We start from the raw sequence: 22,263 nt of genomic DNA on the forward strand, positions 1-22,263 counted from the left end.
GGCGCCTCCTCTCCAGTCCCCGTCCAGTACGCGTTCAGTGTGCGGGTCGACGCTGCCATTGAAACGATAGATCTCAGTGTGGATACAGGACAGAAACTGGGGGACGGAACGTGCGAGGGGGAATCGCCGCACTGGCGGCGGCGTGCGTGATGGCGTTGATCCCGGCGGTGCCGGCGTCGGCGGCGGGTCCGGCGGTGTCGGCGGGGGAGCCCTGCGACATCAGCTACCGGCCCACGCCCGGCAACGAGGTCTTCGACGTGTATCTCGTCATCCGGAACACCAGCGGGTACGAGATCAACGGCTGGACGCTGGCGTTCGTGCTGCCGCCGGGGCAGTCGTTCGTGCGCGGCAGCGAGTACGAGGTGAACATCTCCACCGCGGACCAGGCGGTGGACGGCTGGAACAAGCCGTGGAACGGCACGGTCGTGGACCGGGGCACGGTCGGCCTCGGTTTCAAGGTCAGGGGCCCGAACTGGCAGATCGAGCCGACGGAGTTCCTCATCAACGGCAAGAAGTGTTCGGTATCGCCCTGACATCGATTAGCATCGCTGGTTATGCGAAGGCTTCTCGCGTTGATCGTGCTGGCCGGCGTCGCGCTCGTCGCGGTGCCGGCCCCGGCGTCCGCCACCCCGCTGCCGGACGTGTTCCGGGACGAGTTCGGCCGGGAGCTGGTGCTGCGTGGCTTCAACGTCTCCGGCAGCACGAAGCTGCGCGAGACCGGTCTGCTCCCGTTCCGCAGCACCGCGGACGCGGCGGCCTCCGCGACCGCGATGCGCGACCTCACCGGCGCGACCGCGATCCGCTTTTTGATCTCCTGGGAGGGCGTGCAGCCGCGGCCCGGCGTGATCGACCACGCCTACCTGGACCGGGCCGCCGCGCAGATCCGCGCGTTCACCGACCGGGGCATCCGGGTGCTGCTCGACTATCACCAGGACCTCTGGTCGCGCCACCTGTTCGACGCGGACAGCTGGTACACCGGCGACGGCGCGCCCGCCTGGGTGATCGAGGCCGGCGACTACCCGGACGAGTCCTGCGGCATCTGCATCCTGTGGGGCCAGAACATGCTGACCAACGCGGCGGTACGCGAGGCGGCGCACGACTTCTGGCTCAACGAGCGCGGCGTGCAGGACGCGTTCCTGGCCCAGGCCGGCGCCGCGATGCGACACCTCGCGGACACGCTGCCGCCGTCGTCGTTCGCGCTGATGCTCGGCGTCGACCCGCTCAACGAGCCGTTCGACGGCGGCCTGGACGGCATGTCCGGCAGCGAGTGGGAGCGGCAGCGGCTGATGCCGTTCCACCAGCGTTTCCGGGCCGTGATGGACGCGAACGGCTGGGCCGCCCGGCCGGCGTTCGTGGAGCCGCTGGTCTTCTGGAACACCACGTTCGGCGAGGCCGGCGGCTTCGACACCGTCCCACCCCTGGGCACCCGGTTCGTGTTCAACGCCCACTACTACGACGGCGCGCGGATGACGCTCGACCCGACCCCGGCCCGGGACGGCAGCTACTCCGCCGCGATGAACCGGATCCGGGACCGGGCCGCCGCGCTCGGCACCACCGCGTTCGTCTCCGAGTTCGGCAACGCGCTCTCCGGCACCGGCAGCGCCGCCCGCACACCGTGGATGATCCGGGCGATGTACCAGGGACTCGACTCGCGGCTGCCGGGCGCGAACTGGTGGCGGGACGCGGCCGCCGCGGGCCCGGTGCTCTCGTCCACCCAGTGGCACTGGGACATCTACAGTGGACGGCACGCCGAGGCGATGAACGGCAACCCGGCGAAGGTGCGGACCGAGGGCGACGCGTGGAACGACGAGGACCACTCGGTGATCTCCGGCGCGGGTGCGCTCCGGCTCGACCCACGCGTGCTGGACCGGCTCCACCCGACCGCGATCGCGGGCCGGCAGCTCGCCTTCGGCTACGAGGACCTGGCCCGCGACGGGTACGGCGGGGCCGGCAGCACCGCGGCCTGGATGACGCCGCCGGCCGGGCTGCCCACGGTGTCCGCGCTGGTGAGCGGCCGTCAGTACGGCGTGCTGGTGTGGCGCACGACCGGGCTCGACGCGCCCACCGAGATGCACCTGCCGGCGTCGTTCGCTCCCGCGCGCACCGTCGTGGTGTCCTCCGCCGCCGCCACGGTGTCGGAGCGAAAGCTGTCGCTGTCCGCGAGTGGCACGTCCGTCCGGGTCGCGCTCGTGGTGAACGCGTCGACCGGCGCGCCGCCGACCGCGGCGCAGCTCGCCGCCGCCCGCGCCGAACTCGAGGCCTGGGCCGACGCCACCTGGTAGACCTGCGGTGTTACCGTGGCGAAACAGCGCTGCGGCCGGTCTGTAACGGGCCGCTGGGCGGCCGGCGCCCCTCCGCCGGTTGATCGAGGTGCCGTCATGAAAGCTCTGCGCTTCGCCGAGTTCGGACCGCCCGAGGTGATGAGCGTCGTCGAGACGCCCGCGCCGAACGCCGGTCCCGGCCGGATCCGCATCGCGGTCCGCGCCGCCGGCGTCAGCCCCGCCGATTCCCGGATCCGCGCCGGTGCCACGCCGCCCGTGCCGCTGCCGCGCATCCCCGGCCTGGACGCGGCCGGCGTCGTCGACCAGGTCGGCGAGGACGTGCGCGGCTACCGGATCGGCGACGAGGTCTTCGGCATCGCGCCCGGCGGCGCCTGCGCCGAACACGCGGTGCTGACCCACTTCGCGCACAAGCCACCCGCGATGAGCTGGGCCGACGCGGCCGGTCTGCCCACCGCGGTGGAGGCCGCGGTGCGCGCGCTGGAGACGTTGCGCCCGGCCCCCGGCGACGTCCTGCTGATCACCGGTGCGGCCGGCGCGGTCGGCCTGGCCGCGGCCCAGCTCGCCCGGGCCCGCGGCCTGCTGGTCGCCGGCGTCGCTGACGCGGGCGCGCACGACCTGCTGCGCGACGCCGGCATCACGCCGGTCACCGCGCCGGAGGCCGTGCGGTCGCTGATCCCGGACGGCATCGACTGCGTCTTCGACGCCGCCGGCGCGGTGACGCCCGGCCTGATCGCGCTGGCCGGCGCCGCCGACCGGGTGGTCACGACCGGCCCGGCCGGCGACACCGGCGCGCTGAGCCTCACCACCGACGCGCCCCGCCGCGCCTGGCACGGCCTGGCCGAGGCCGCCGGCCTCTTCGAACGCGGCGAGTTCCGCCTCCCCGTCGACCGCACGCTCCCGCTCGCCGACGCCCCCGAGGCCCACCGCCTCAGCGACTCCGGCCACCGCTTGGCCCTCGTGCTGTAGCGGGCGGTATGTGTCCCACGCCTGTGTCCTCGCGTTCACGACACCGGCCCGCGCTGACGCGCCGGTGTGTAGCCAGTATGCAAATTCCCCACCACCTCACCACTCGATTGAGGTGCGCATGGTGTGGAGCCCAGGTGCATAATTAGCGTCATGGCCGTTACGTTGCGTGAGACGGATTGTCGGATCTGTGAGATTCGTCGGCTTGGTTGCCGCGATCCGTGGTGGTCTCGGCAGCCCGGTCGCCCCTAATGTCAGGCGTTACTGTCAAGTCTTCACTTCCACGTCTTGCATTCTGTGGAGAGGCGGCAGCAGCTCGAGGCTTGCATCCCGAAGAATTTCTAATGGCCTGGGCCGCTGGGCAGCTGCGCGAGGCATTGCACGGATCGCCTCTGCTCGGGGCCCGGCCCTACGAGATTTTCGGTCAGGGATCCCGGCGTGCCGATGGCTCACGAAAGAGGCGAAGGCCGAGGTCGGTGAACAAATGAAGCAGGCGTGGCGCAAATCGGTGCGTACGTCGGACGCGGAGATGAATCTAGAGGAGCACTACGAGCGTAAGCGAGTCGACTCGGCTCGTGATTACTGTGTGGCAACCATGCGGGCTACGCTCGGACGGGGACGCTTTCCTGCGGCACTTGCAATACAAACCGTGGAGGAGGCCACCGCGGCCCAGAAGTCGCTGCTCAGTAAGTAGAGAATCCTAAGGCTCATGACGCCGATGTGTCAGGGGCGGGATTCGCGCGCCCCCGACACATCCAGTCCTTGGGTCAGCCGGCCAGGAGTTCGAGGGTGTCGATGACGCGGTTGGAGAAGCCCCACTCGTTGTCGTACCAGGCGACGACCTTGATGTGGCGGCCGTCGACGCGGGTGAGGGCGGCGTCGAAGACGGACGAGGCCGGGTTGCCGGTGATGTCGCCGGAGACCAGCGGCTCGTCGGCGTACTCGAGGATGCCCTTCAGCGGGCCCTCGGCGGCCTTCCGGTAGGCGGCGAGGACCTCGTCGCGCGTCACGTCGCGGGCCACCGTGGTGTTCAGCTCGACGATCGAGCCGACCGGGACCGGGACGCGGATCGAGTCGCCGGAGAGCCGGCCGTCGAGCCGGGGCAGGACCAGGCCGATGGCCTTGGCGGCGCCGGTGGTGGTGGGCACGATGTTGACGGCGGCGGCGCGGGCACGGCGCAGGTCGCGGTGCGGGCCGTCCTGCAGGTTCTGCTCCTGCGTGTACGCGTGCACCGTGGTCATGAAGCCGTGCTCGATGCCGGCCAGGTCGTCGAGGACGGCGGCCAGCGGGGCGAGCGCGTTCGTGGTGCAGGACGCGTTCGAGACGATCGTGTGGTGCGCCGGGTCGTACGCGTCCGTGTTGACGCCGTAGGCGAGCGTCACGTCGGCGCCGGACGCGGGCGCGCTGACCAGGACCTTCGAGGCACCGGCGGAGAGGTGCGCGCGGGCGGCGTCCGCGGACGTGAACCGGCCGGTCGACTCCAGCACGATGTCGACGCCGAGGTCCCGCCACGGGAGGTGGGCCGGGTCGCGCTCGGACAGGACGGTGATCCGGTGGCCGTCGACGACCAACGTGTTGCCGTCCACCTCGACCGGGCGGCCGAGACGGCCGAGCGTGCTGTCGTACTTGAGCAGGTGGGCCAGCGCCGACGGGGCGGTGAGATCGTTGATCGCGATCACCTCGAGCTTGCTGTCCCGATCGAGAAGGGCACGGAGGAAGCTGCGTCCGATACGGCCGAATCCGTTGACGGCGATGCGTGTCATGCCTCCATGCTGCGGGGTCGCGCGCGGCCGCGGCAGCGACCGGAACGCCATCGCACGCAAGGATCCCGCCAAAGCCGCGGCGTGGTTCCGCCGCGCCGCGGCGGCTCTCGCCCGGCCACCGCGCGACGTGCGACCGGTGCCCGCGGGAGCATGCGGACCCCGGCCACGCCGGAAGCGCCGAAGATCCGCTTCGGAAGGGTTCTTCGCGCGCTACGCCGAGAACGTGTGGCGGTACTCCGACGGCGAGGTGCCGAGGATCCGGTGGAAGTGCAGGCGCAGGTTGGCGCCGGTGCCGAGGCCGACCCGCCGGGCGATCGCCTCGACGCTGAGGTCGCTGCGTTCCAGCAGTTCGCGCGCCACGTCGACGCGGGCGCGCAGCACCCACTGCATGGGTGTGTAGCCGGTGTCCTCGACGAAGCGGCGGGAGAACGTGCGCGCGGAGACGCGCGCGTTGCGGGCCAGGACCTCGAGCGTGAGGCGCTCGTCGAGGTGCGCGAGCGCCCACTCCCGCGTGCCGGCGAAGAGATCACCGAGCGGCTCCGGCACGCTGCGCGGCACGTACTGTGCCTGGCCGCCGCTGCGGTACGGGGCTGCGACCAGCCGGCGTGCCACGTGGTTGGACAGGCCGACGCCGTGGTCGCGGCGGACCAGGTGCAGGCACAGGTCGATGCCGGACGCGGCGCCGGCGGACGTGAGTACCGCGCCCTCGTCCACGAACAGCACGTTCTCGTCCACCCGGACCAGCGGATGGCGGTCCGCGAGCGCGCGCGTGTAGTGCCAGTGCGTGGTGGCCCGGCGGCCGTCCAGCAGGCCCGTCGCGGCCAGCGCGAACGCGCCGGTGGAGATCGCGGCGAGGCGGGTGCCGCGGGTGTGCGCGTGCCGCAGCGCCTCGACGACCGCGGGCGGCGGTTCCGTGGTGGCGGGCTCCCGGTAGCCCGGGATGAAGATCGTGTCGGCGCGGTCGAACGCGTCCAGGCCCTCGGCCACGTGGTACGACAGGCCGTCACCGCCGGTCACCAGGCCGGGCGCGGGACCGCAGACGCGCACCTCGTAGGGCATGCTCGGCCGGTTGGAGAAGACCTGCGCCGGGATGCCGACGTCCAGCGGCTTGGCGCCCTCCAGCACGAGTACGGCGATCTGATGCACCCGGCGATCATGCCGGATCCCACGGTCGTGCGTGTCCGGTGGCGCGCGGCATGACGCCCGGTGCGTGGACCGACACATGAGGTCACCCGGGGCCTACTGGCCCTCCCACACCGCCTTCGCGCCGGTGTCACCGGTGCGGATCACGTAGTAGAGCGTGGCACCGGACGCGGCGAGCGCCAGCACGCCGAGCAGGATGCCGAGGACCCGGTTGGACGCGGCGAAGCCGTCCTTCGGGCGGACGAACCAGACCAGCGCCAGCGTGATGACGCCGAGCGCGACGGACACGAGCAGCGTGGTGGTGCCCAGGTCGCTGTGCTCGTTGAGCCGCGGGTAGTAGCCGTCGCTGATCCGGCCCTGCGAGTCCAGCCGGGCGTAGAACGCGTCCCCGCTCAGCTTCGCCAGCAGCGCGGACAGCGGCGCGCCGATCGCGAGCAGGCCGAGCACCCACCGGGTGTGCGCGCGGGTGACCGGCACGAACGCGTAGACGATCGCCAGCACGGCCAGCAGCGGCACGAACACCACCGCGGCGTGCACCATCAGCGGGTGGGCCGGAATGCCCATCACGGTCTCGAACACGGTGCCTCCTGGGTCGGGTGCTCACACAATACGGAACGCACCGGCCGTTCGGCCCGCAAAGTCCACAATCGATCGAGGGTACGGGGGCTGAGGCGCGGATGCCGGATCAGCTGCGTGCGGCGACGGCGATCCGGTCGGCCGGTGCCGCGTCCCGCCCGGCGATCGGATGATCCTCCCTGTGAGTAATCAGGCCAATGCGCTGCGGAAGCCGACGCCGCAGCAGGCGATATGGGCGTCGATCAGCGCGGCCCTGCTCGGGCTGTGCTGCTGCGGCGGTGCGATCGGACTCTTCGCGGACGACGGCGACGGCGGCCGGGACGGTGGCCCACCGGCGGATGTCGCGGTCGTCTCCTCGCCCTCGTCCGCGCCGTCCCGCTCCCCGCTGCCGTCCCCGTCCGTGTCCCCGTCTCCGTCACCCTCCCCGTCGTTGTCGCCGTCGTTGTCGCCGTCGGGTTCTCCGTCGCCGAAGCCGGTCGTGACGTCGGCGGCCCCGGCGGGGGACAAGCGCTACAAGACGTGCGCGGAGGTGCTGGCCGACGGGCTGGGACCCTACCGGGAAGGCACGGATCCGGAGTACGCGTGGTACCGCGACGCGGACGGCGACGGCGTGGTGTGCGAGCGGTCGTCCTCCGGTGGCGGGTCCTCCTCGGGCGGCGGGTCCTCCTCGGGCGGCGGGTCCTCCTCGGGCGGTGGGTCGTCCTCGGGTGGCGGGTCCGGTGATTCCGGGGGCGGTGCCGTGTACTACGAGAACTGTTCCGCCGCGCGTGCCGCCGGTGCCGCGCCGGTCCGTGCGGGCCAGCCGGGTTACGGCAGGCATCTGGACCGCGACGGCGACGGCGTCGGCTGCGAGTAGCCGAACCCGCGGTGCCGGATGGAATGCTGGCGGGCATGGGTGAGATCGCCGCGGGCCTGACCCGCCAGCACGCCTCCGACACCGTCCACGACCTCGGCTGGCGATACGTCCTGGGCGCGGTCAGCACGACCGTCCGCACCCGGGACCTCGCCGAGGCCGCCGCGCTCGTCACCCGCCTCGCCGCCGTCGACGGCAGCACCGAGCACCTGCGCGCCGATCTGCGCGCGGACCGCGTGCTGCTCACGCTGAGCACCTGGCCGGCCCGGTGGCTGACGCCGGAGAGCCTGGCCCTCGCGGCCGTCCTGACCGCCGAGATCCGCGCCGCCGGCCTCACCGCGGACGCGGTCGCCGAGCACGCCGTCCAGGCCCTGGAGATCGCCGTCGACGCCCTCGACGCCGACGCGATCCGTCCGTTCTGGCGGGCGGTCCTCGGCTACCGCGGCGACGCCGGCCTGCACGATCCCCGAGGCCAGGGCCCCGCCGTGTGGTTCCAGCGGATGGACGCCGCACGCCCGCAGCGCAACCGCGTCCACGTCGACATCAGCGTCCCGCACGACGTCGCACCGGCACGCGTCGCCGCCGCGCTCGACGCCGGCGGCACCCTGCTCTCCGACGCCGCGGCCCCGGCCTTCTGGGTCCTCGCCGACCCCGAGGGCAACGAGGCGTGCGTCAGCGGCTGGGAGGGCCGCGACGCACCGGCCGCCTGACCGTCCCGCGGCCGTCCTCCGGGCCGCCGGGTCGTCGTCGGGTCAGCGCCGCAGGGTCCGGTCGAGCCAGGCGAAGCTCTCCTCCTGCATGTCGGCGTCGAAGACGTGGCCCTTGCCGGGGTAGACCTCGGTGACGAGGTTGCGGCTCGCGTGCCGGCCGGCCCAGACCTCGCGCAGCCGGGCGTGGGCGGCGGCCACGCCGGCCGGGGTGAAGAGCGTGTCCAGCTCGCCGTCGAAGGCCATCAGCGGTTTCGGGGCGGCGATCGTGGCCACGTCCGGGATGTCCAGGTGGCGGTGCAGGCCGGGGTGCAGCATCCAGAACGCGGACTGGCCGCGCAGCGTGTTGTTGCCGGGCACCATCATGTCCGCGACCGTGGTGAGCCAGCAGGCGGAGACGGCGGCGGCGACGTGGTCGGAGAGCGCGGCGACCTGCCACGCGCGGAACGCGCCCATCGAGAAGCCGACCGCGCCGATCCGGCGGCGGTCCACCTGGGGGAGCGAGGCCAGGAACGCGGCGGCCCGGGCGTCCTCGCGGGCGGCCAGGCCGGCCGGCGAGGAACCGAGCTCGTAGAGGTTGCTCGCGAGCGCCTGCTGCGCCTCGTAGGTCAGGCCGGCGCGGTCGCCCCAGCCGAGCGTGTCGACGGCGAGCACGACGTAACCCCGGGCGGCCAGCTCGTCGGCGACGAAACGGCCGCTCATCAGCCGGGTGGTCCATTCCCGGGCGGAGTTGAGGCGGGCCTCGTCGTACCACGGCTCGACGAACTTCTCCTTGCCGATGTCGAAGCGGGCGCCGTGGTCGTGCAGCAGCAGCACGGCCGGGTGCGGGCCCGGCCGGTCCGGCGTGAGCAACGCGGCGCGCACCCGGCTGTACCGGGTGATGTCGAACGCGACCAGACGCCGCACGTACCCCCGGGTGGTGCGCCGCTCGTCGAGCACGTGCGGCCGGAACGGGAGCCGGTCGTCGGCGGGATGGACGAGATGGCGCTCGACGAGCGCGCGGGCGTGCCGGCGCCACCCGTCGAAGTCGCGGATCGGGGAGCTACCCCAGGCGTCGGGGTACCGCAGATCGGCGCGCAGCCGCTCGTAGAACGCGGGCAGGTTGCCGTGGACGACGCCGGGCGACTCGAACGAGCCGAGCGGCGTCCCCGGCCCGGGTGGTGTGCCCGGCCCCGCGCCCGGGGGATGCACGCCCGGTGTAGGGGCCGGCGGGCCGGCGGTCGCGTGGGCCGGTGCGGCCCCGGGGAACGGTGCGGTGGCGGCCGGCAGCAGCGCGGCGGCGGGGAGTGCGGTGAAGGCCCGGCGCTTCATGCGCCGATGGTAGGCGGGAAAGCGCTTTCCATCAAGCGGTGTCGATGAGGTGGCCGATCCCGTCGAGCACTCGCGCCAGGCCGAACTCGACGTCCGCGCCCACCACCGCGCCCTCCCCGGAGAACGCGCCGTCCCGGATCGCGGCCGACAGGTGCGGAAGCGGTCGGCCGCGACCAGCCGGACGTACGCCTCCTGGGTCGCGTCGTCGGCCCGGTCGGAGTCGGCCAGGCCCGCGCCGAGCTGTGCCTCGCCGCGCACGTAGTGCAGGACCGCCATGATCGCGGAGAGCCGCCGGTCGCCGCTCAGCCCGGTGCGGCTCGGCACGGCCAGGCCGGCGTCCGCCCACCGGAGCTGACCGGGGTCGATCGGCGGGCGCCCCGGGTTGACGGTCAGGATCCACGGGTGCCGGAGGTGGACCTCGCGCAACGCGTGCGCCCAGGTCCGCAGGCCCGGCCACCAGCCGCGCTCGGCGTCGACGGCCGGTGGCGTGCCCGGTGCCGCCGCGGCCATGAGGACCAGCAGCTCCTCCCTGTTGGCCACGTGCCGGTACAGCGACATGGTCGCGCTGCCCAGGCGCTCGGCGAGGCGGGCCATGGAGAGCGCGGCGATGCCGTCGGCGTCCGCGATCTCGATGGCCGCCGTGACGATCCGCTCCAGCGTCAGCGCCCGCGACTGGTGGATCTCCGCGCACGTGCTGTCCGGTTCCGTGGCACCGCTCGCCGGCGCGCTGCAGGTCCGGCCCTGGTCGCGGCAGACCCGGCCCGCGCTGCACCGGCGCGCCGGCCGCGTCTACGTCTTCGGTGGCGCGCTCCCCGCCGCCGCCACCGCGCTGCTCCTCGCGATCCACTCGCCGTTCGGCCCGATCGCCATGTCCGGCAGCGTCATCCTGGCGATCCTCTGGTTCGGCACCACGCCGGCCGGCTGGCGGGCGGCCCGGCGCCGGCGCCCCCGCGAGCACCGCCGCTGGATGATCCGCAGCTACGTGCTCTCCACCTCGATCATCTCGAACCGGATCTGGGGCGCGCTGATCGCGATCTCCGTACTTCCCGGCCTGCCACCGGCGATCAGCGAGGACCCCGTGCCGACCGGCTGGTTCATCGGTGGCATGACCACCTGGCTCGGCTGGACCGTCCCGCCGCTGATCGCCGAGTGGTGGCTGGAACGCACCCCACGCCGCCGACCCGACCCACCGGTCCCGGCCGCGCTCTCCCCGGCCACCGGCACCTGACCCACCGGCCGGGACACTTCTCGCCCACCCGCCGCCCCGGCCTCCGCCGCCGCCCCGGCCTCCGCCGCCGCTCCCGGCGGCGCAATCGGTTCCGCCGCTGCCCGTCCCGATCCTTCGGCCGGTTCGTCCGCGGATCGCACCCAGTGCGGTTCGTCTGCCTCACCGCGCGACGTCGCACCCCGCCGTCCGGAAACCGTCCAACGTGGATGCGGGGCGATCCCGGGCCTGCACCGGAGGCCGCGTGGGGTGCACGGATTGCGTGGGGCGCGCGAATCCCGTCCGGTGCGCGGATCGCGCTGGGCGCGCCGAACGTGCCGGCCGGCGCGGGTGGCTATCGCCGGGGGCGGCGACCGGGGCAGCGGAGGGTGTGGCCCGGGTCGGTGTGCTCCCAGGTGGCGCCGTCCGGGGTGAAACCGGCGGCGGCCAGCCAGCGGCGGGCGGGCTCGTTGCCGGGGGTGCAGACGGCGGTGAGGCGGGCGAGGTCGAAGTGGCGGTGGGCGAGCCGGCACACCGCGGACAGCATCTCGTGACCGTATCCCCGGCGCCGTTCGGCCCGGTCGATGCCGCCGAGAAGGTGGTGGCCGGTGAGGGACACGCCGCCGATCAGGCGGTGCGTCGACCGGTTGATCGCGGCCACGAACAAGCGGTCCGGGTCGGGCGGCAGCAGGTCCCGGCCGTCACCGTCCACGATGGCGTCCGCGACCGGTCCGAGCAGCACGCCGCGGCCGTGCCGGAGGAGCTCCGCGGGCCACTCCGCGGCGGGCGCGGGGTCGTCGGCCGCCTGCCGGGCCCAGCGCGCGTGGTCGGTGACCCGGTCGGTGACGAGCCACAGCCGGTCGGTCTGTGTCACGTGCAGGCCGGTCGGCCGGCACAGCACGGGTAACGGGCGCGCGGGCATTCACGGACATTACCTCCGTTTCATGAACGGATCGGGGTACGCAGGAGACCGAGCCGGGACAGCCGGGTGGCAGTGTCGATAATGGACTCCTCGACCGGGCGTGGCGTCCAGCCGAGCAGCGTGCGGGCCTTGTCGGCGGTGGTGAGCCGGGTGACGCCGAGGTCCGGCGCGACCAGGGCCAGCCGCGGGCTGACCCGGGCCGCGAGGCGGACGAGCCGGTCCGGCACCGTGCGGGTGGGCACCCGGTGGGCGGCCTCGCCGAGACGGGCGCGCAGCAGCGCGGCGATCCGGTCCAGGGACAGCTGCCCGGCGGTGGCGATGAAACGGTGCCCGGCGGGGGCGTCGAGGGCGCGCACGTGCAGGTCGGCGACGTCCCGGACGTCGACCAGCGGGTAGCGGAGGCGGGGCAGCGCGGGCAGCCGGCCGTTGAGCAGCTGCGCGATCAGCGCGACGTAGAGCGAGTGGTCGCGGCCGAGCGGCGGGCCGAGGATGCCCGTCGGGTTGATCACGGTGAGCGAGGTCCCGTGCCGTTCGGCGAAGTCCCACGCGGCCCGCTCGGCGATCAGCTTGGACCGGATGTAGGCACCGGTCGGCGCGTCGCTCCAGTCGTCCTCGGTGAAGACGTGGCCGGGGTCCCGCCGGCCGTAGCCGACGGCCGCGAAGGACGACGTCACCACGGTACGGCGGACGCCCGCGTCCCGGGCGGCCCGCAGCACCCGCAGCGTGCCCTCCCGGGCCGGCACGATCACGTCGTCCGCGCGGCGCGGCTCGCCCGCCGGGAACGGCGACGCCACGTGCAGCACCGCCGTGCACCCGTCGACCGCCGCGTCCCACCCGTCGTCCGAGGTCAGATCCGCGATCACGAACGACAGCCCGGCCGGTACGCCGGCCGCGGTCGCCATCGCGGCGCGGACCGCGTCGGCGCGGGCCGGCGACCGCACCGTGGTCCGCACCCGGTAGCCGAGCCGCAGCAGGTGTGCGACGCAGTGCCCGCCGAGGAACCCGGACCCGCCGGTGACCAGCACGGTCATGGCGGGCCGCCGGTGTCGCGGGACGCGTGGCGGGCCGGCGCCCGGAGTCGGTCGGTCACCGGACCATCGTAGGGACCACGGCGCGATCCAGGTCACGATCATCACCGGGTACGGTCCGGGCGTGGACATCGTGCGATCGCTTCTGCTGTTCGGCCTCGCGGCGCTGGCCGAGATCGGCGGTGCGTGGCTGATCTGGCAGGGCTGGCGGGAGAACCGGGGCCTGTGGTGGATCGCGGCCGGCGTGATCGCGCTCGGCGTCTACGGCTTCGTGGCCACGTTCCAGCCGGACCCGAACTTCGGGCGGATCCTGGCCGCGTACGGCGGGGTGTTCGTCGCCGGCTCGCTGGCCTGGGCCGTGGTCGTGGACGGTTTCCGGCCGGACCGCTGGGACCTGATCGGCGCCGCGCTGTGCCTGGCCGGCGTCGCCGTCATCATGTACGCCCCGCGCGCGGGCGCGGACTGAGCGGCCGCCCGGCGAGCCACCGTGGACCGGGCAGCGGGGACCACCGGGCCGGATGTGTGCCGTCGCGGGGACGGTGCCCCCCGTACCCTCGGGTGATCTATGTTTCGAAGTCGACCTCGTAGTGGCGGACGAGCGTGTCGTAGCGGATGAACAGCGCGCGCACCGCGTCCGCGATCACCGGGACCTCCGGGTCGGCGCCGGCGAATCGGTGGACCGCGTCCATGTCGGTGAAGTAGGTGATGGCGAGGAACTCGACCTCGTCGCCGACCGCGCGGCGCATCAGGCGGGCGCCGCTGAAACCGTTGACGGCGCGCAGCGTGGACAGCACCTCGGCCCGGTAGTGCCGGTCGTATCCGTCGGCGTCCTCGGCGCGGACCCAGCCGCGCCAGACTCGTGCGATCACGAACCGACCTCGCCTTCAGCGTTGGTTGTCGGGTCGATTGTGCCCGTTGGCCGCCGCACGCAGGGGGCGAACACGCGCCTCCAGCAGCGGGTTCACACGGCCGTAACGACGCGTCCGGCGCACCGGAGGGCCGGGACCGGCCATCCGGTGCGCGGGTGCGGAACGGTGTGGTGCCGGGCGAACCGCCGGGCCGGTCAGCGGCGCCGGGCGCGCACCACCACGTCGTGCACGGTGGTGCCCCTGGCGGACCGGGCCCGCTCCTCGGCCACCTCGATGTCCCATTCGTCCGGCTTGAGGGTGGCGGCGATCTGCGCGGCGGTCATGAACATCTCGGGCAGGTCCGGGCGGTTGAGCTGGGGCTGCGCGACGTCGGTGTAGCTGTGGTTGACCACGAGCAGCGTGCCGCCCCGCGCGACGCCGGACCCGAGCCGCCGGTACAGGTCCTCGGCCGCGGCGCCGTACATGTGCACGAAGTGCGTGCTGACCAGGTCGTACGCGCCCGGTTCCGGCGTCCAGTCGCGCAGGTCGCCCACTTCCCAGGTGACCGTCACGCCGGCCTCCGCCGCGCGCTCGGCGGCGTGGGCCAGCGCGGTCGCGGAGATGTCCACCGCGGTGGTCCGCCAGCCCTGCCGGGCCAGCCAGATCGCGTCACCGCCGTCGCCGCAGCCGGCGTCCAGCGCGCGGCCGGGGGTGCGGCCGGCGACGTCGCTGACCAGGTGCGGGTTGGGGTCGCCGCTGAACGTGACGCCGTGCTCGGCGTACCGGCGCTCCCAGTAGTCGCGGGAGTGGAGCTCGGCCGGGTCGTCGCCGCTCACGCCGAGCCGCCGGAACGCGACCGCGCGCCGGGTGTCCTGTTCGATCAGGTCCATGTTCAGCGCGGCGCCGGCCGACAGGCCACTGCCGGCCGCGATGATCACCTGGGCCATCGGGTCGACGACGTTGCCGGCCGCGAAGACGCCCGGCACGCCGGTGGCGCCGGTCGGTGCGACCGGGACGAACGCGCCGATCGAGACCGGGCCGATCCGCTTCTCCTCGGCGACGATGCCGAGCCTGGTCAGCAGCCCGTCGCGCGGCCGCACGCCGGTCTGCACCACGAGTGCGTCCCGGGCGACGACCTCGCCGGACTCCAGGCGGACGCCGGTCAGCCGGTCCTCGGTCACCAGCACGCCGGCGATCCGGCCCTCGACGACCCGCACCCGGCGCGCCTCCAGCCGCTCACGCTGCTCGTCCGTGATCGGGAACCCGTCGTGCAGGAAGAGCGTGACGTCGTCGGTCCACTGGCCCCAGAGCAACGCGCCGTGCACCGCCATCGGGCCGGTCGCGACGATGCCGATCGCCCGGTCGCGGACCTCGTAGCCGTGGCAGTACGGGCAGTGCAGCACGTCGCGGCCCCACCGCTCGGCGAGCCCGGGGATGTCCGGCAGTTCGTCGACGAGGCCGGTCGTGACGAGCACCCGTCGCGCCCGGACGGACACCTCGGTCGTGGTGACGGTGAAGCCGTGGTCGGCGTCGCCGGTCACGTCCGTGACGGCCGCGTCCAGGAACTCGCCGCCGTAGGACGCCACCTCCGCGCGGCCGGCCCGCAGCAGCTCGGCCGGGGGCGTGTTCTCCCGGCCCAGGTAGTTGTGCACGTGCCCGGCCGGCGCGTTGCGCGGCTCGCCCGCGTCGACGACCAGCACCGAGCGGCGCGCCCGGGTGAGCGCGAGCGCACCGCTCAGACCGGCGGCCCCGCCGCCGATGACCACTACGTCGTACTGCTCTTTCACGGTCCTGCCTCCTCGTTCTCGCTGTGAACGAGAGTGGCCCGGCCCGGTCCTCCGCGGCAAGAAAGCTTGCCGTTCTGGCAAAAGTCAGGCCAGCGCCCGGAAGATCAGCGCGGTCGACGTCGCTCCCGGATCCTGGTGACCGATGCTGCGTTCACCGAGGTACGACGCGCGTCCCTTGCGGGCCTGCAGATCGGTGGTCGCACGCGCGGCCTCCTCCGCCGCGGTGGCGGCCGCCTGCGGGCCCTTCCGGCGGAACGCCGCCACGGCCGGCAACCACGCGTCGACCATGGTCTTGTCGCCGGGCTGCGCGCCGCCCAGTTTCCGGATCGCGGCCAGCCCGGCGTCGAGCGCGTCGCCGAGCTGCTCCGTGGTGACGTCCGGGCTGGTCAGCGTCTTGCCCATGGCCCGGAACGCGGAGCCGTAGAGCGGTCCGGAGGCACCGCCGACCTTGGAGATCAGCGTGGCGCCGGTCTTGGTCAGCACGTCACCGACGGTGTGTGCCTCGAACCCGTCCAGCGCCACCCGGACGGCCGCGAAGCCGCGCTTCAGGTTCGCGCCGTGGTCGCCGTCGCCGATCGCGGAGTCCAGCCGGGTCAGCGTCTCCGCCTCCGCCTCCACGGTCTCGGCGATCGCCGCGATCCACTCGCGCGCCTGCTCGACGTTCACGATCAGACCCCCCAGCGCAGGCCGGCGGTACGGACGGGAGCGTCCCACAACCGCAGGATCTCGTCGTCCGCGTGGCAGATCGTGAGCGACGCCCCGGCCATGTCCAGGCTGGTGACGTAGTTGCCGACGAGATTCCGGGCGATCTCGACGTCCCGCTCGGCCAGGAGCGCCGCGACCTCGCCGTAGAGCAGGTAGAGCTCCAGCAGCGGGGTGCCGCCGAGGCCGTTGAGCAGCACGATCGTCCTGCCCTGTGCGGGTTTGGCGGCGAGGATCGCGTCGACCATCACGCGGGCGATCTCGGCCGCCGGGGCGATCTTCGCGCGGCGGCGGCCGGGTTCGCCGTGGATGCCGACACCGACCTCCATCTCGTCGTCCGGCAGGTCGAAGCCGGGTCGCCCGGCCGCGGGCGTGGTCGCCGCGGTCAGCGCGACCGCGAACGAGCCGGACCGCTCGTTCACCGCGCGGCCGATCGCGGCCACGTCCTTCAGTGACGCGCCCTCCTCGGCCAGCGCGCCGGTCACCTTCTCCACGATCAGCGTGGCGCCGGTGCCGCGCCGGCCCGCGGTCCAGGTGGAGTCCCGCACCGCCACGTCGTCGTCGACGAGCACGGTCTCCACCGCGATCCCCTCGTCGCCGGCCAGCTCCGCCGCCATCTCGAAGTTGAGCACGTCACCGGTGTAGTTCTTGACGATGTGCAGCACGCCCGCGCCGCCGTCGGCCGCGCGCGTGGCGGCCAGGATCGCGTCCGGCACCGGGGAGGTGAACACCTCGCCGGCGCAGGCCGCGTCGAGCATGCCCGGGCCGACGAAGCCGCCGTGCAGCGGCTCGTGCCCGGAACCGCCGCCGGAGACGATGCCCGCCTTGCCGCGGACCGGCGCGTCCCCGCGGATCACCAGTTGATTATCAGGGTCTACACGCAGCTCGGGGTGGGCGGCGGCCAGACCGGCCAGCGCCTGCGCCACCACCTCACCCGGGTCGTTGATGAACTTCTTCATCGGTGCGCTCCCTTCCACCGCTCAGCTTCTCCCGCTGCCCCGGATTACGCCAGGCGTTACGATCCCGGCATGGTGGGGATCGTGCTCGTCTCGCACAGCGGCCGGCTCGTGGACGGCCTTCGGGATCTCCTCACCGAGCTGAGCAAGGGCGTGGTCCCGGTCGAGACGGCCGGCGGCACCACGGACGGCGGGCTCGGCACCAGCGAGGAGCTGATCCTGGGCGCGATCGCGCGCGCCGACCACGGCGACGGCGTGCTGCTGCTGGCCGACATCGGCAGCTCGGTGCTGACCACGCTGACCGTCCTGGAGGACCTGGACCGCGCGGACCTGCGGCTGGCGGACGCGCCACTGGTCGAGGGCGGCGTGGCCGCGGTGGTGACCGCGTCGACCGGCGCCGCGCTGTCCCTCGTGGAGGCCGCGGCCGAGGACGCACGGACCGCGCACAAGCTGCCCTAGGCCCTGTATCGAAGTGGATGGCCGGGCTGCGGCGAGGCCCAGGCGCCGCCCGGCCGCACGTCACAAAAGCCCACAGACAACACCGGTATGAGGGCTTCCGCGCCGCGCACCCGGACGACACCCGGACCGCGCCTCGCTCCGACCCCCACGTCGATACAGGGCCTAGAACACCAGGTCCAGGTGGTGGCGGAGGATCTCGGTCGCGGACTCGGCGTCGCGCTGGCCGCTGAGGACGCTGGAACCGAGACCGTTCGTGAGCGCCAGCAGGCCGGCGGCGGCCAGCTCGGGCGCCGCGTTTCCCGCCGCGCGTAGCCGCGACGCGACCAGGCGTTCCAGGCCGTCCGGGTAGTCCATGCCCTGCCGGCTCAGGTGCGGCTCGGCGAGGCCGAGGCTGTAGAAGGCCGCGAACGCGCGCGTGATGCGCACCCCCTCCGCGTCGGTGGGCAGCACGGCCAGCAGCAGCGCGGTGACGAACTCGCGGGGCTTCATCGTGGCCGCCAACCGCGACGTCATCCGGTCGGCCAGCTGCTCGGCCAGGTAACCGAGCGACGCCAGCAGCAGCTCGTCCTTGGTGTGGAAGTAGTACTGCACCAGGCGGACGGAGACGCCGGCGGCGGTGGCGACCTCCCGCATGCTGGCGTGCTGCAGGCCGCGCTCCACCGCGATGCGCAGCAGTGCTCCGGCGATGTGCCGCTTCCGCTCGTCATGGTCCACTCGCTTCGGCATGTTTTGATGATACGGTCGTACCATGAACTCGTCGTTCACCACCCCCGCCGCCCGGGAGCGCTTCCTCGCCGCGTACCGCCCGGCCCTGGCGCCGTTCCCCTCGTCGACGCCGATCCGCACGCCGTTCGGCACGGCCGTGGCGCACCACGGCGGCACCGGCACCGGCACGCCGGTCGTGCTGCTGTCCGGCGCGGGTGGCAACGCCGTGGCCTGGCACCGGTACGTCGCACCCCTCGGCCGCGACCACCCGGTCGTCGCGCTGGACCTGATCGGTGAGCCGGGCCTCGCGGAGCAGACCCGGCCGATCACCGGCACGGCCGAGGCGGTCGAGTGCCTCACCGCCACGCTCGACGGCCTCGACACCCCACGCATGCACCTGGTCGGCATGTCGTACGGCGGGTGGGCCGCGCTGCGCTACGCGATCGCGGCACCGTCCCGGGTGGCCAGCGTGACGCTGCTCGACCCGGCCGGGTTCGGGCGGGTGACCGCGGGCTTCATGGTGTGGCTGATCGCGGGCGGGCTGGCCGGTCTCGCGCCGCGCGGGCTGCGGCACCGGCTCGCCGGGCCGGTGCGGAACGCGACGCTGCGCGACGACCACCTGGCCGCGATGCTGCCGTCGCTGATGAGGTTCCGCCGGCGGATCCCGGCGCCGGCCGTGTTCACCGACGAGGAGCTGGCGTCGGTGACCGCGCCCGCGATGTTCCTGCTCGGCGAGCACAGCGCGCTCTACCCGGCGGCGGACGCCGCGGCCCGGCTGGAGTCGGTGATGCCGGCCGCCCGGGTGGAGATCATCAGGGGTGCGTCGCACGACGTGCCGACGTACGCGCCGGAGCTGGTCGCCGAGCGGATGACGAACTTCCTCGAGTCAGTCCATCATGGACAGTAGTTTCCCGACGGTGTTCCAGTTCCGTACCGTGGCGGGCGGGCCGTTCTTGATCTTCGAGAGCGCGGTCATCACCGGGCTGTCACTGAGACCGTGCGGGCACCAGACGTACAGCTCCCGGCCGGCGGCCAGGAAACGGTCGGCACCCTGATCCACGCCGTCCAGCGTGAACGTGAACGGCTCGTGCAGGAACGTCACCGCGTAGCGCGAGCCGTCGTGCGCCACGTCGCCGAGCGGGTTGAGCGCGTGCACGGCCGCCAGCTCGGCCCGGTCCCGGACGATCACGTCGACCGGGAAGCCGAACCGCTCCTCGATCGCGGCCTCGACCGTGGCCCGCAGCTCCGCGCGTGACTGCTCCGAGCCGAGCACGACGTTGCCGGACTGCAGCAGCGTGGCGACGTCGCGGTAGCCCAGCCCGGTCAGCAGCGCCCGCAGATCGGCCATCCCGACCCGCCGGTTCCGGCCGACGTTGATCCCGCGGAGCAGCAGCGCGTACCTGGTCACCCGGCCAGCGTATCGACTATCCTCTCCCGCCATGTCCCGACGGCTCACGGCCGCCCTCACCGGCGGCGACCTGGCACCGCTCCCCGCGGCCGCGGTCGCCCACCTGGAGGCGCTGCACGCGCCGCCCCGGCTCGCCGCGCACCTGCGCGCGGTGCACGACGTGGCCCGCCACCTGACCGCCGGCCTGGCCGGGCAGCTCGCCTTCGACCGGGAACTGGTGCTGTCCGGCGCGGCGCTGCACGACATCGGCAAGGTGCGCCACCCCGAGGAGCTGTCCGGGCCGGGGCACGCGCACGAGGCCGCGGGCTACGCGCTGCTGCTGGACCGCGGCGAACCGGAGCCGCTGGCCCGGTCCGCGCGGGACCACGCCTCCTGGACCCGGCCGGACATCCGCACCGAGGACCTGCTGATCGCGCTGGCCGACAAGATCTGGAAGGCGAAGCGCGTCCCGGAGCTGGAGGACCTCGTCATCGACCGGCTGGCCGCGACCGACCGGTGGGCGGCGTTCCTGCGGCTCGACGATGTCCTCCAGGGCCTCGCCGACGGTGCCGACGCGCGCCTCGCGTTCCAAGCCGCTCACCCGGTCGCGGACGGCAGCGTGACGATGAACCGGGCGCCGGGGGACGCGTCCTCGTAGCGGATGTCGCCGCCGTGGGCGCGGGCCAGCTCGCGGACCAGCCAGAGGCCGAGACCGACCGCGCCGGGTACGTCGCCGGACGTGCCGAACCGGGCGAACAGCCGCGCGCGGCCGGCCTCGGACACGCCGGCGCCGTGGTCGCGCACCGCGAGCCGGACCATGCCGTCCTGGCCCGGGCCGGCGGTGATCTCGATCGGCGCGGCGCCGTACTTGGCGGCGTTGCCGATCAGGTTCACCAGGATCTGCTCGAGGCGCTGCGGGTCCGCGCACACGGTCAGGTCCGGCGGGACGCCGACCACGACGTGCGGCAGGTTCAGGAAGCCGGTCGCGTCCCGGCAGGCGCGGCGCAGAACGATCGAGGTCAGTTCCAGCCGGAGCGTGCCGCGGGACTCGACCCGGTCCAGGTCGAGCAGCCCGGAGGCGAGGCGGCTGAGCCGTGCGGACTGGCGCAGCGCCGAGTCCAGGAACTGGTTGCGCCTGTCCGGCGGCAGGTCGCCGTCGCGGATCATCTCCAGTACCAGCTGGATCGTGCTGAGCGGGGAGCGCACGTCGTGGGCCACCGCGGAGGTGAGCGCGCGCCGCCAGCGCTCCACGCCGGCCAGCTCGTCCAGTGCCCGCCGCTGCGCCTCCACCCGCTCGTTGATCACGAGGGCGACGCCGACCGCGACCGGCATCAGGCCGGCGACGCTGCCGACCACGTCCGGCGGCTGGCCGGTGAGCAGCAGCGGCACCACGTAGCAGACCGCGGCGACCGGACTGAGCAGCCACGTCACCCACTTCGCGAAGTGCAGCCCGAGCCACGCGAAGAACAGCACGAAGAACGGCCCGGTCCCGGCCGCCACCCCGCCGAACGCCCAGGTGGAGAAGCCGAGCACGCCGAGCGCGAACGGGGTCACCGCGATCGGGGCCGGCGGCGGCCAGCGCGACCAGGGCAGCAGCCAGACCAGGGCGGCCGACCCGAGGTCCGTCGCCGCGATGATCACCAGTGTGCCGGTGCGCGGCGACCCGGCCGCCAGCGCCAGCAGCGCGACCAGACCGGAGATCGCCAGCAGCACGGCGGCCTGCCGCGCGGCGGCCCGCGGACCCTCCCCGCCGAGCCCGGCCCGCGCGCGCAGCCCGGCCCACCACCGCCGGGAACTGGCCATACGCCCGAAAATATCGGCCTGCAGCCCCGAAATCCGGCGAATCCGCGACCGGCTCCGGCCGGGAGACTTCCGCCGTACCCGCTTCCGGCGTGGTCGCGGTCCGCGTGCCCGGCGCGGGCACCGGCCGTCGTCGGCGTTCCTCCCGGCCGGTTCCCGGCCGGTTCCCGGCCGGTGCGGACGAACCGGTGCCGTCGTGCGCGGTCGCGTGCGGTTCCCTCCGCGGGGGCGGGCCGGCGCGGTGTCAGACCGGGCCGGCGCCGGTGTCGCCGCGTGCGGGGTCGACGGCGCCCCGGGCCGGGTCCGGGCTGATGCCGGCGACCGTGATGGCCAGCAGCCGCGCCGACTCGGTGGCCGCGTCCCGGTGGTCCTGGGTCGCCAGCGCGATGCCGGTGACCAGGGCGAGCAGGTCGGTCGTGGTCACGCCGGCGGTCAGCACGCCGTCCGCGGCCGCGCGCGCGACCAGCGGCGATCCGGCCTCGGTGAGCCGGCTGGTCGCGCAGTGCGGCTCGGTCCCGGCCATCCGGTCGCGGTTGAGCGCGACGGCCAGCCCGCCGATCGTGGCCGTGGACGCGGTGACCGCGGCCAGCCACTCCAGCAGCGCGGCCCGGCCGTCGGCGTGGCCGGCGAGCTCGCGCGCGAGCGTGCACAGGCTCTCGATCCGGTCGTGGAAGACCGCCTCGAGCAGTGCGCGCCGGGTCGGGAAGTGGCGGCGCACCGTGCCGGAACCGACGCCGGCGGTGCGGGCGATCTGCTCCAGCGACGCGTCCGCGCCGTCCGTGGCGACCGCCTCCGACGCGACCGCGAGCAGCAGCGCGTAGTTGCGCCGCGCGTCCGCGCGCTGACCGGTCATCGCATCACCCTCTG

Annotated in this window: 24 protein-coding genes; 10 read left to right on the forward strand and 14 right to left on the reverse strand. The window is 73.9% G+C overall.

The annotated features are described in order from the left end of the window. The first annotated feature begins 110 nt into the window (after positions 1-110). The 3 genes from J2S44_RS34095 to J2S44_RS34105 all read left to right on the forward strand — a co-directional run bounded on the left by J2S44_RS34095 (position 111) and on the right by J2S44_RS34105 (position 3,248). Positions 111-533 carry a cellulose binding domain-containing protein gene (locus tag J2S44_RS34095; protein ID WP_310422517.1) on the forward strand — a complete coding sequence of 141 codons (423 nt, stop codon included), beginning with the start codon at positions 111-113 and terminating at the stop codon, positions 531-533. A gap of 21 nt (positions 534-554) precedes the next feature. Then, positions 555-2,282, forward strand: a complete 1,728-nt coding sequence (locus J2S44_RS34100) for a cellulase family glycosylhydrolase (RefSeq protein ID WP_310422520.1) — start codon at positions 555-557, stop codon at positions 2,280-2,282. A 96-nt stretch (positions 2,283-2,378) separates the two neighbouring features. Next, entirely contained in the window at positions 2,379-3,248 is an 870-nt protein-coding gene (locus J2S44_RS34105; RefSeq protein WP_310422523.1) for an NADP-dependent oxidoreductase, read from the forward strand. Positions 3,249-4,012: 764 nt separating this feature from the next. Here the strand turns inward: J2S44_RS34105 and gap are convergent. From gap to J2S44_RS34120, 3 genes are all read right to left on the reverse strand, one after another. Then, the gene (gene gap, locus J2S44_RS34110; RefSeq protein ID WP_310422526.1) at positions 4,013-5,008 is read right to left on the reverse strand and encodes a type I glyceraldehyde-3-phosphate dehydrogenase; all 996 of its coding nucleotides are present in this window, start codon (positions 5,006-5,008) and stop codon (positions 4,013-4,015) included. A 210-nt stretch (positions 5,009-5,218) separates the two neighbouring features. Continuing rightward, complete coding sequence (locus tag J2S44_RS34115; protein ID WP_310422529.1) at positions 5,219-6,154, reverse strand: GlxA family transcriptional regulator; 936 nt, start codon at positions 6,152-6,154, stop codon at positions 5,219-5,221. A 93-nt stretch (positions 6,155-6,247) separates the two neighbouring features. After that, complete coding sequence (locus tag J2S44_RS34120; RefSeq protein WP_310422531.1) at positions 6,248-6,730, reverse strand: DUF2231 domain-containing protein; 483 nt, start codon at positions 6,728-6,730, stop codon at positions 6,248-6,250. A gap of 178 nt (positions 6,731-6,908) precedes the next feature. On the opposite strand from J2S44_RS34120, the gene J2S44_RS34125 reads away from it, so the two are divergent. Then, entirely contained in the window at positions 6,909-7,583 is a 675-nt protein-coding gene (locus J2S44_RS34125; RefSeq protein ID WP_310422535.1) for an excalibur calcium-binding domain-containing protein, read from the forward strand. A 35-nt stretch (positions 7,584-7,618) separates the two neighbouring features. Next, entirely contained in the window at positions 7,619-8,290 is a 672-nt protein-coding gene (locus tag J2S44_RS34130; RefSeq protein WP_310422538.1) for a 4a-hydroxytetrahydrobiopterin dehydratase family protein, read from the forward strand. A gap of 42 nt (positions 8,291-8,332) precedes the next feature. Here the strand turns inward: J2S44_RS34130 and J2S44_RS34135 are convergent, their stop codons facing one another. Beyond that, positions 8,333-10,192 carry a dienelactone hydrolase family protein gene (locus tag J2S44_RS34135; protein ID WP_310422541.1) on the reverse strand — a complete coding sequence of 620 codons (1,860 nt, stop codon included), beginning with the start codon at positions 10,190-10,192 and terminating at the stop codon, positions 8,333-8,335. Here J2S44_RS34135 and J2S44_RS34140 point away from each other — a divergent pair. Further along, complete coding sequence (locus tag J2S44_RS34140) at positions 10,191-10,826, forward strand: DUF2306 domain-containing protein (RefSeq protein WP_310422545.1); 636 nt, start codon at positions 10,191-10,193, stop codon at positions 10,824-10,826. The two genes, J2S44_RS34135 and J2S44_RS34140, sit on opposite strands and share 2 nt — an antisense overlap. 331 nt (positions 10,827-11,157) lie before the next feature. Here J2S44_RS34140 and J2S44_RS34145 read toward each other — a convergent pair whose 3' ends face one another. After that, on the reverse strand, positions 11,158-11,724 hold the full coding sequence (locus tag J2S44_RS34145) for a GNAT family N-acetyltransferase (RefSeq protein ID WP_310422548.1): 567 nt from the start codon (positions 11,722-11,724) through the stop codon (positions 11,158-11,160). Between the two features lie 20 nt (positions 11,725-11,744). After that, positions 11,745-12,755: an SDR family oxidoreductase gene (locus J2S44_RS34150; protein ID WP_310422551.1), complete on the reverse strand. Its 1,011-nt coding sequence runs from the start codon at positions 12,753-12,755 to the stop codon at positions 11,745-11,747. Between the two features lie 121 nt (positions 12,756-12,876). Between J2S44_RS34150 and J2S44_RS34155 the strand changes: the two genes are divergently transcribed. After that, on the forward strand, positions 12,877-13,218 hold the full coding sequence (locus J2S44_RS34155; RefSeq protein ID WP_310422553.1) for a YnfA family protein: 342 nt from the start codon (positions 12,877-12,879) through the stop codon (positions 13,216-13,218). Positions 13,219-13,315: 97 nt separating this feature from the next. On the opposite strand, the gene J2S44_RS34160 is transcribed toward J2S44_RS34155, so the two are convergent. From J2S44_RS34160 to dhaK, 4 genes are all read right to left on the reverse strand, one after another. Next, positions 13,316-13,621 carry an antibiotic biosynthesis monooxygenase gene (locus tag J2S44_RS34160; protein WP_310422556.1) on the reverse strand — a complete coding sequence of 102 codons (306 nt, stop codon included), beginning with the start codon at positions 13,619-13,621 and terminating at the stop codon, positions 13,316-13,318. Positions 13,622-13,815: 194 nt separating this feature from the next. Continuing rightward, positions 13,816-15,387 (reverse strand): FAD-dependent oxidoreductase, encoded by a 1,572-nt coding sequence (locus J2S44_RS34165; RefSeq protein ID WP_310422558.1) that lies wholly within the window; start codon positions 15,385-15,387, stop codon positions 13,816-13,818. Positions 15,388-15,471: 84 nt separating this feature from the next. Then, positions 15,472-16,053, reverse strand: a complete 582-nt coding sequence (gene dhaL, locus J2S44_RS34170; RefSeq protein WP_310422561.1) for a dihydroxyacetone kinase subunit DhaL — start codon at positions 16,051-16,053, stop codon at positions 15,472-15,474. Positions 16,054-16,055: 2 nt separating this feature from the next. After that, positions 16,056-17,048, reverse strand: a complete 993-nt coding sequence (gene dhaK / locus J2S44_RS34175; RefSeq protein ID WP_310422564.1) for a dihydroxyacetone kinase subunit DhaK — start codon at positions 17,046-17,048, stop codon at positions 16,056-16,058. A gap of 69 nt (positions 17,049-17,117) precedes the next feature. Between dhaK and dhaM the strand changes: the two genes are divergently transcribed. Continuing rightward, on the forward strand, positions 17,118-17,504 hold the full coding sequence (dhaM, locus tag J2S44_RS34180; RefSeq protein WP_310422567.1) for a dihydroxyacetone kinase phosphoryl donor subunit DhaM: 387 nt from the start codon (positions 17,118-17,120) through the stop codon (positions 17,502-17,504). 162 nt (positions 17,505-17,666) lie between these two features. Here the strand turns inward: dhaM and J2S44_RS34185 are convergent, their stop codons facing one another. Further along, positions 17,667-18,230, reverse strand: coding sequence for a TetR/AcrR family transcriptional regulator (locus J2S44_RS34185; RefSeq protein ID WP_310422570.1), 564 nt, complete (start codon positions 18,228-18,230; stop codon positions 17,667-17,669). A 22-nt stretch (positions 18,231-18,252) separates the two neighbouring features. Here J2S44_RS34185 and J2S44_RS34190 point away from each other — a divergent pair, with 22 nt between their 5' ends. Next, positions 18,253-19,116 carry an alpha/beta fold hydrolase gene (locus J2S44_RS34190; protein WP_310422572.1) on the forward strand — a complete coding sequence of 288 codons (864 nt, stop codon included), beginning with the start codon at positions 18,253-18,255 and terminating at the stop codon, positions 19,114-19,116. Here J2S44_RS34190 and J2S44_RS34195 read toward each other — a convergent pair. Further along, positions 19,096-19,617, reverse strand: coding sequence for a DUF1697 domain-containing protein (locus J2S44_RS34195; RefSeq protein ID WP_310422575.1), 522 nt, complete (start codon positions 19,615-19,617; stop codon positions 19,096-19,098). The two genes, J2S44_RS34190 and J2S44_RS34195, sit on opposite strands and share 21 nt — an antisense overlap. Before the next feature lie 31 nt (positions 19,618-19,648). On the opposite strand from J2S44_RS34195, the gene J2S44_RS34200 reads away from it, so the two are divergent. After that, positions 19,649-20,254, forward strand: a complete 606-nt coding sequence (locus J2S44_RS34200; protein WP_310422577.1) for an HD domain-containing protein — start codon at positions 19,649-19,651, stop codon at positions 20,252-20,254. On the opposite strand, the gene J2S44_RS34205 is transcribed toward J2S44_RS34200, so the two are convergent. Beyond that, positions 20,194-21,399, reverse strand: coding sequence for a sensor histidine kinase (locus J2S44_RS34205; protein ID WP_310422580.1), 1,206 nt, complete (start codon positions 21,397-21,399; stop codon positions 20,194-20,196). The two genes, J2S44_RS34200 and J2S44_RS34205, sit on opposite strands and share 61 nt — an antisense overlap. 241 nt (positions 21,400-21,640) lie before the next feature. Then, a complete protein-coding gene (locus tag J2S44_RS34210) occupies positions 21,641-22,249 on the reverse strand; it encodes a TetR/AcrR family transcriptional regulator (protein WP_310422583.1) in 609 nt (202 codons plus the stop codon). Between the last annotated feature and the right edge of the window lie 14 nt (positions 22,250-22,263).

The sequence above is a fragment of the Catenuloplanes niger genome (assembly GCF_031458255.1).
GTDB lineage: Bacteria > Actinomycetota > Actinomycetes > Mycobacteriales > Micromonosporaceae > Catenuloplanes > Catenuloplanes niger.

Coding starts and splice junctions, on each gene's coding strand:
- J2S44_RS34210 (WP_310422583.1), bottom strand. CDS start 22,249: ATGACCGGTCAGCGCGCGGACGCGCGGCGCAACTACGCGCTGCTGCTC.
- J2S44_RS34140 (WP_310422545.1), top strand. CDS start 10,191: ATGGAGAGCGCGGCGATGCCGTCGGCGTCCGCGATCTCGATGGCCGCC.
- J2S44_RS34135 (WP_310422541.1), bottom strand. CDS start 10,192: ATGGCCCGCCTCGCCGAGCGCCTGGGCAGCGCGACCATGTCGCTGTAC.
- dhaK (WP_310422564.1), bottom strand. CDS start 17,048: ATGAAGAAGTTCATCAACGACCCGGGTGAGGTGGTGGCGCAGGCGCTG.
- J2S44_RS34205 (WP_310422580.1), bottom strand. CDS start 21,399: ATGGCCAGTTCCCGGCGGTGGTGGGCCGGGCTGCGCGCGCGGGCCGGG.
- J2S44_RS34185 (WP_310422570.1), bottom strand. CDS start 18,230: ATGCCGAAGCGAGTGGACCATGACGAGCGGAAGCGGCACATCGCCGGA.
- gap (WP_310422526.1), bottom strand. CDS start 5,008: ATGACACGCATCGCCGTCAACGGATTCGGCCGTATCGGACGCAGCTTC.
- J2S44_RS34100 (WP_310422520.1), top strand. CDS start 555: ATGCGAAGGCTTCTCGCGTTGATCGTGCTGGCCGGCGTCGCGCTCGTC.
- J2S44_RS34200 (WP_310422577.1), top strand. CDS start 19,649: ATGTCCCGACGGCTCACGGCCGCCCTCACCGGCGGCGACCTGGCACCG.
- J2S44_RS34130 (WP_310422538.1), top strand. CDS start 7,619: ATGGGTGAGATCGCCGCGGGCCTGACCCGCCAGCACGCCTCCGACACC.
- J2S44_RS34150 (WP_310422551.1), bottom strand. CDS start 12,755: ATGACCGTGCTGGTCACCGGCGGGTCCGGGTTCCTCGGCGGGCACTGC.
- dhaM (WP_310422567.1), top strand. CDS start 17,118: ATGGTGGGGATCGTGCTCGTCTCGCACAGCGGCCGGCTCGTGGACGGC.
- J2S44_RS34145 (WP_310422548.1), bottom strand. CDS start 11,724: ATGCCCGCGCGCCCGTTACCCGTGCTGTGCCGGCCGACCGGCCTGCAC.
- J2S44_RS34105 (WP_310422523.1), top strand. CDS start 2,379: ATGAAAGCTCTGCGCTTCGCCGAGTTCGGACCGCCCGAGGTGATGAGC.
- J2S44_RS34190 (WP_310422572.1), top strand. CDS start 18,253: ATGAACTCGTCGTTCACCACCCCCGCCGCCCGGGAGCGCTTCCTCGCC.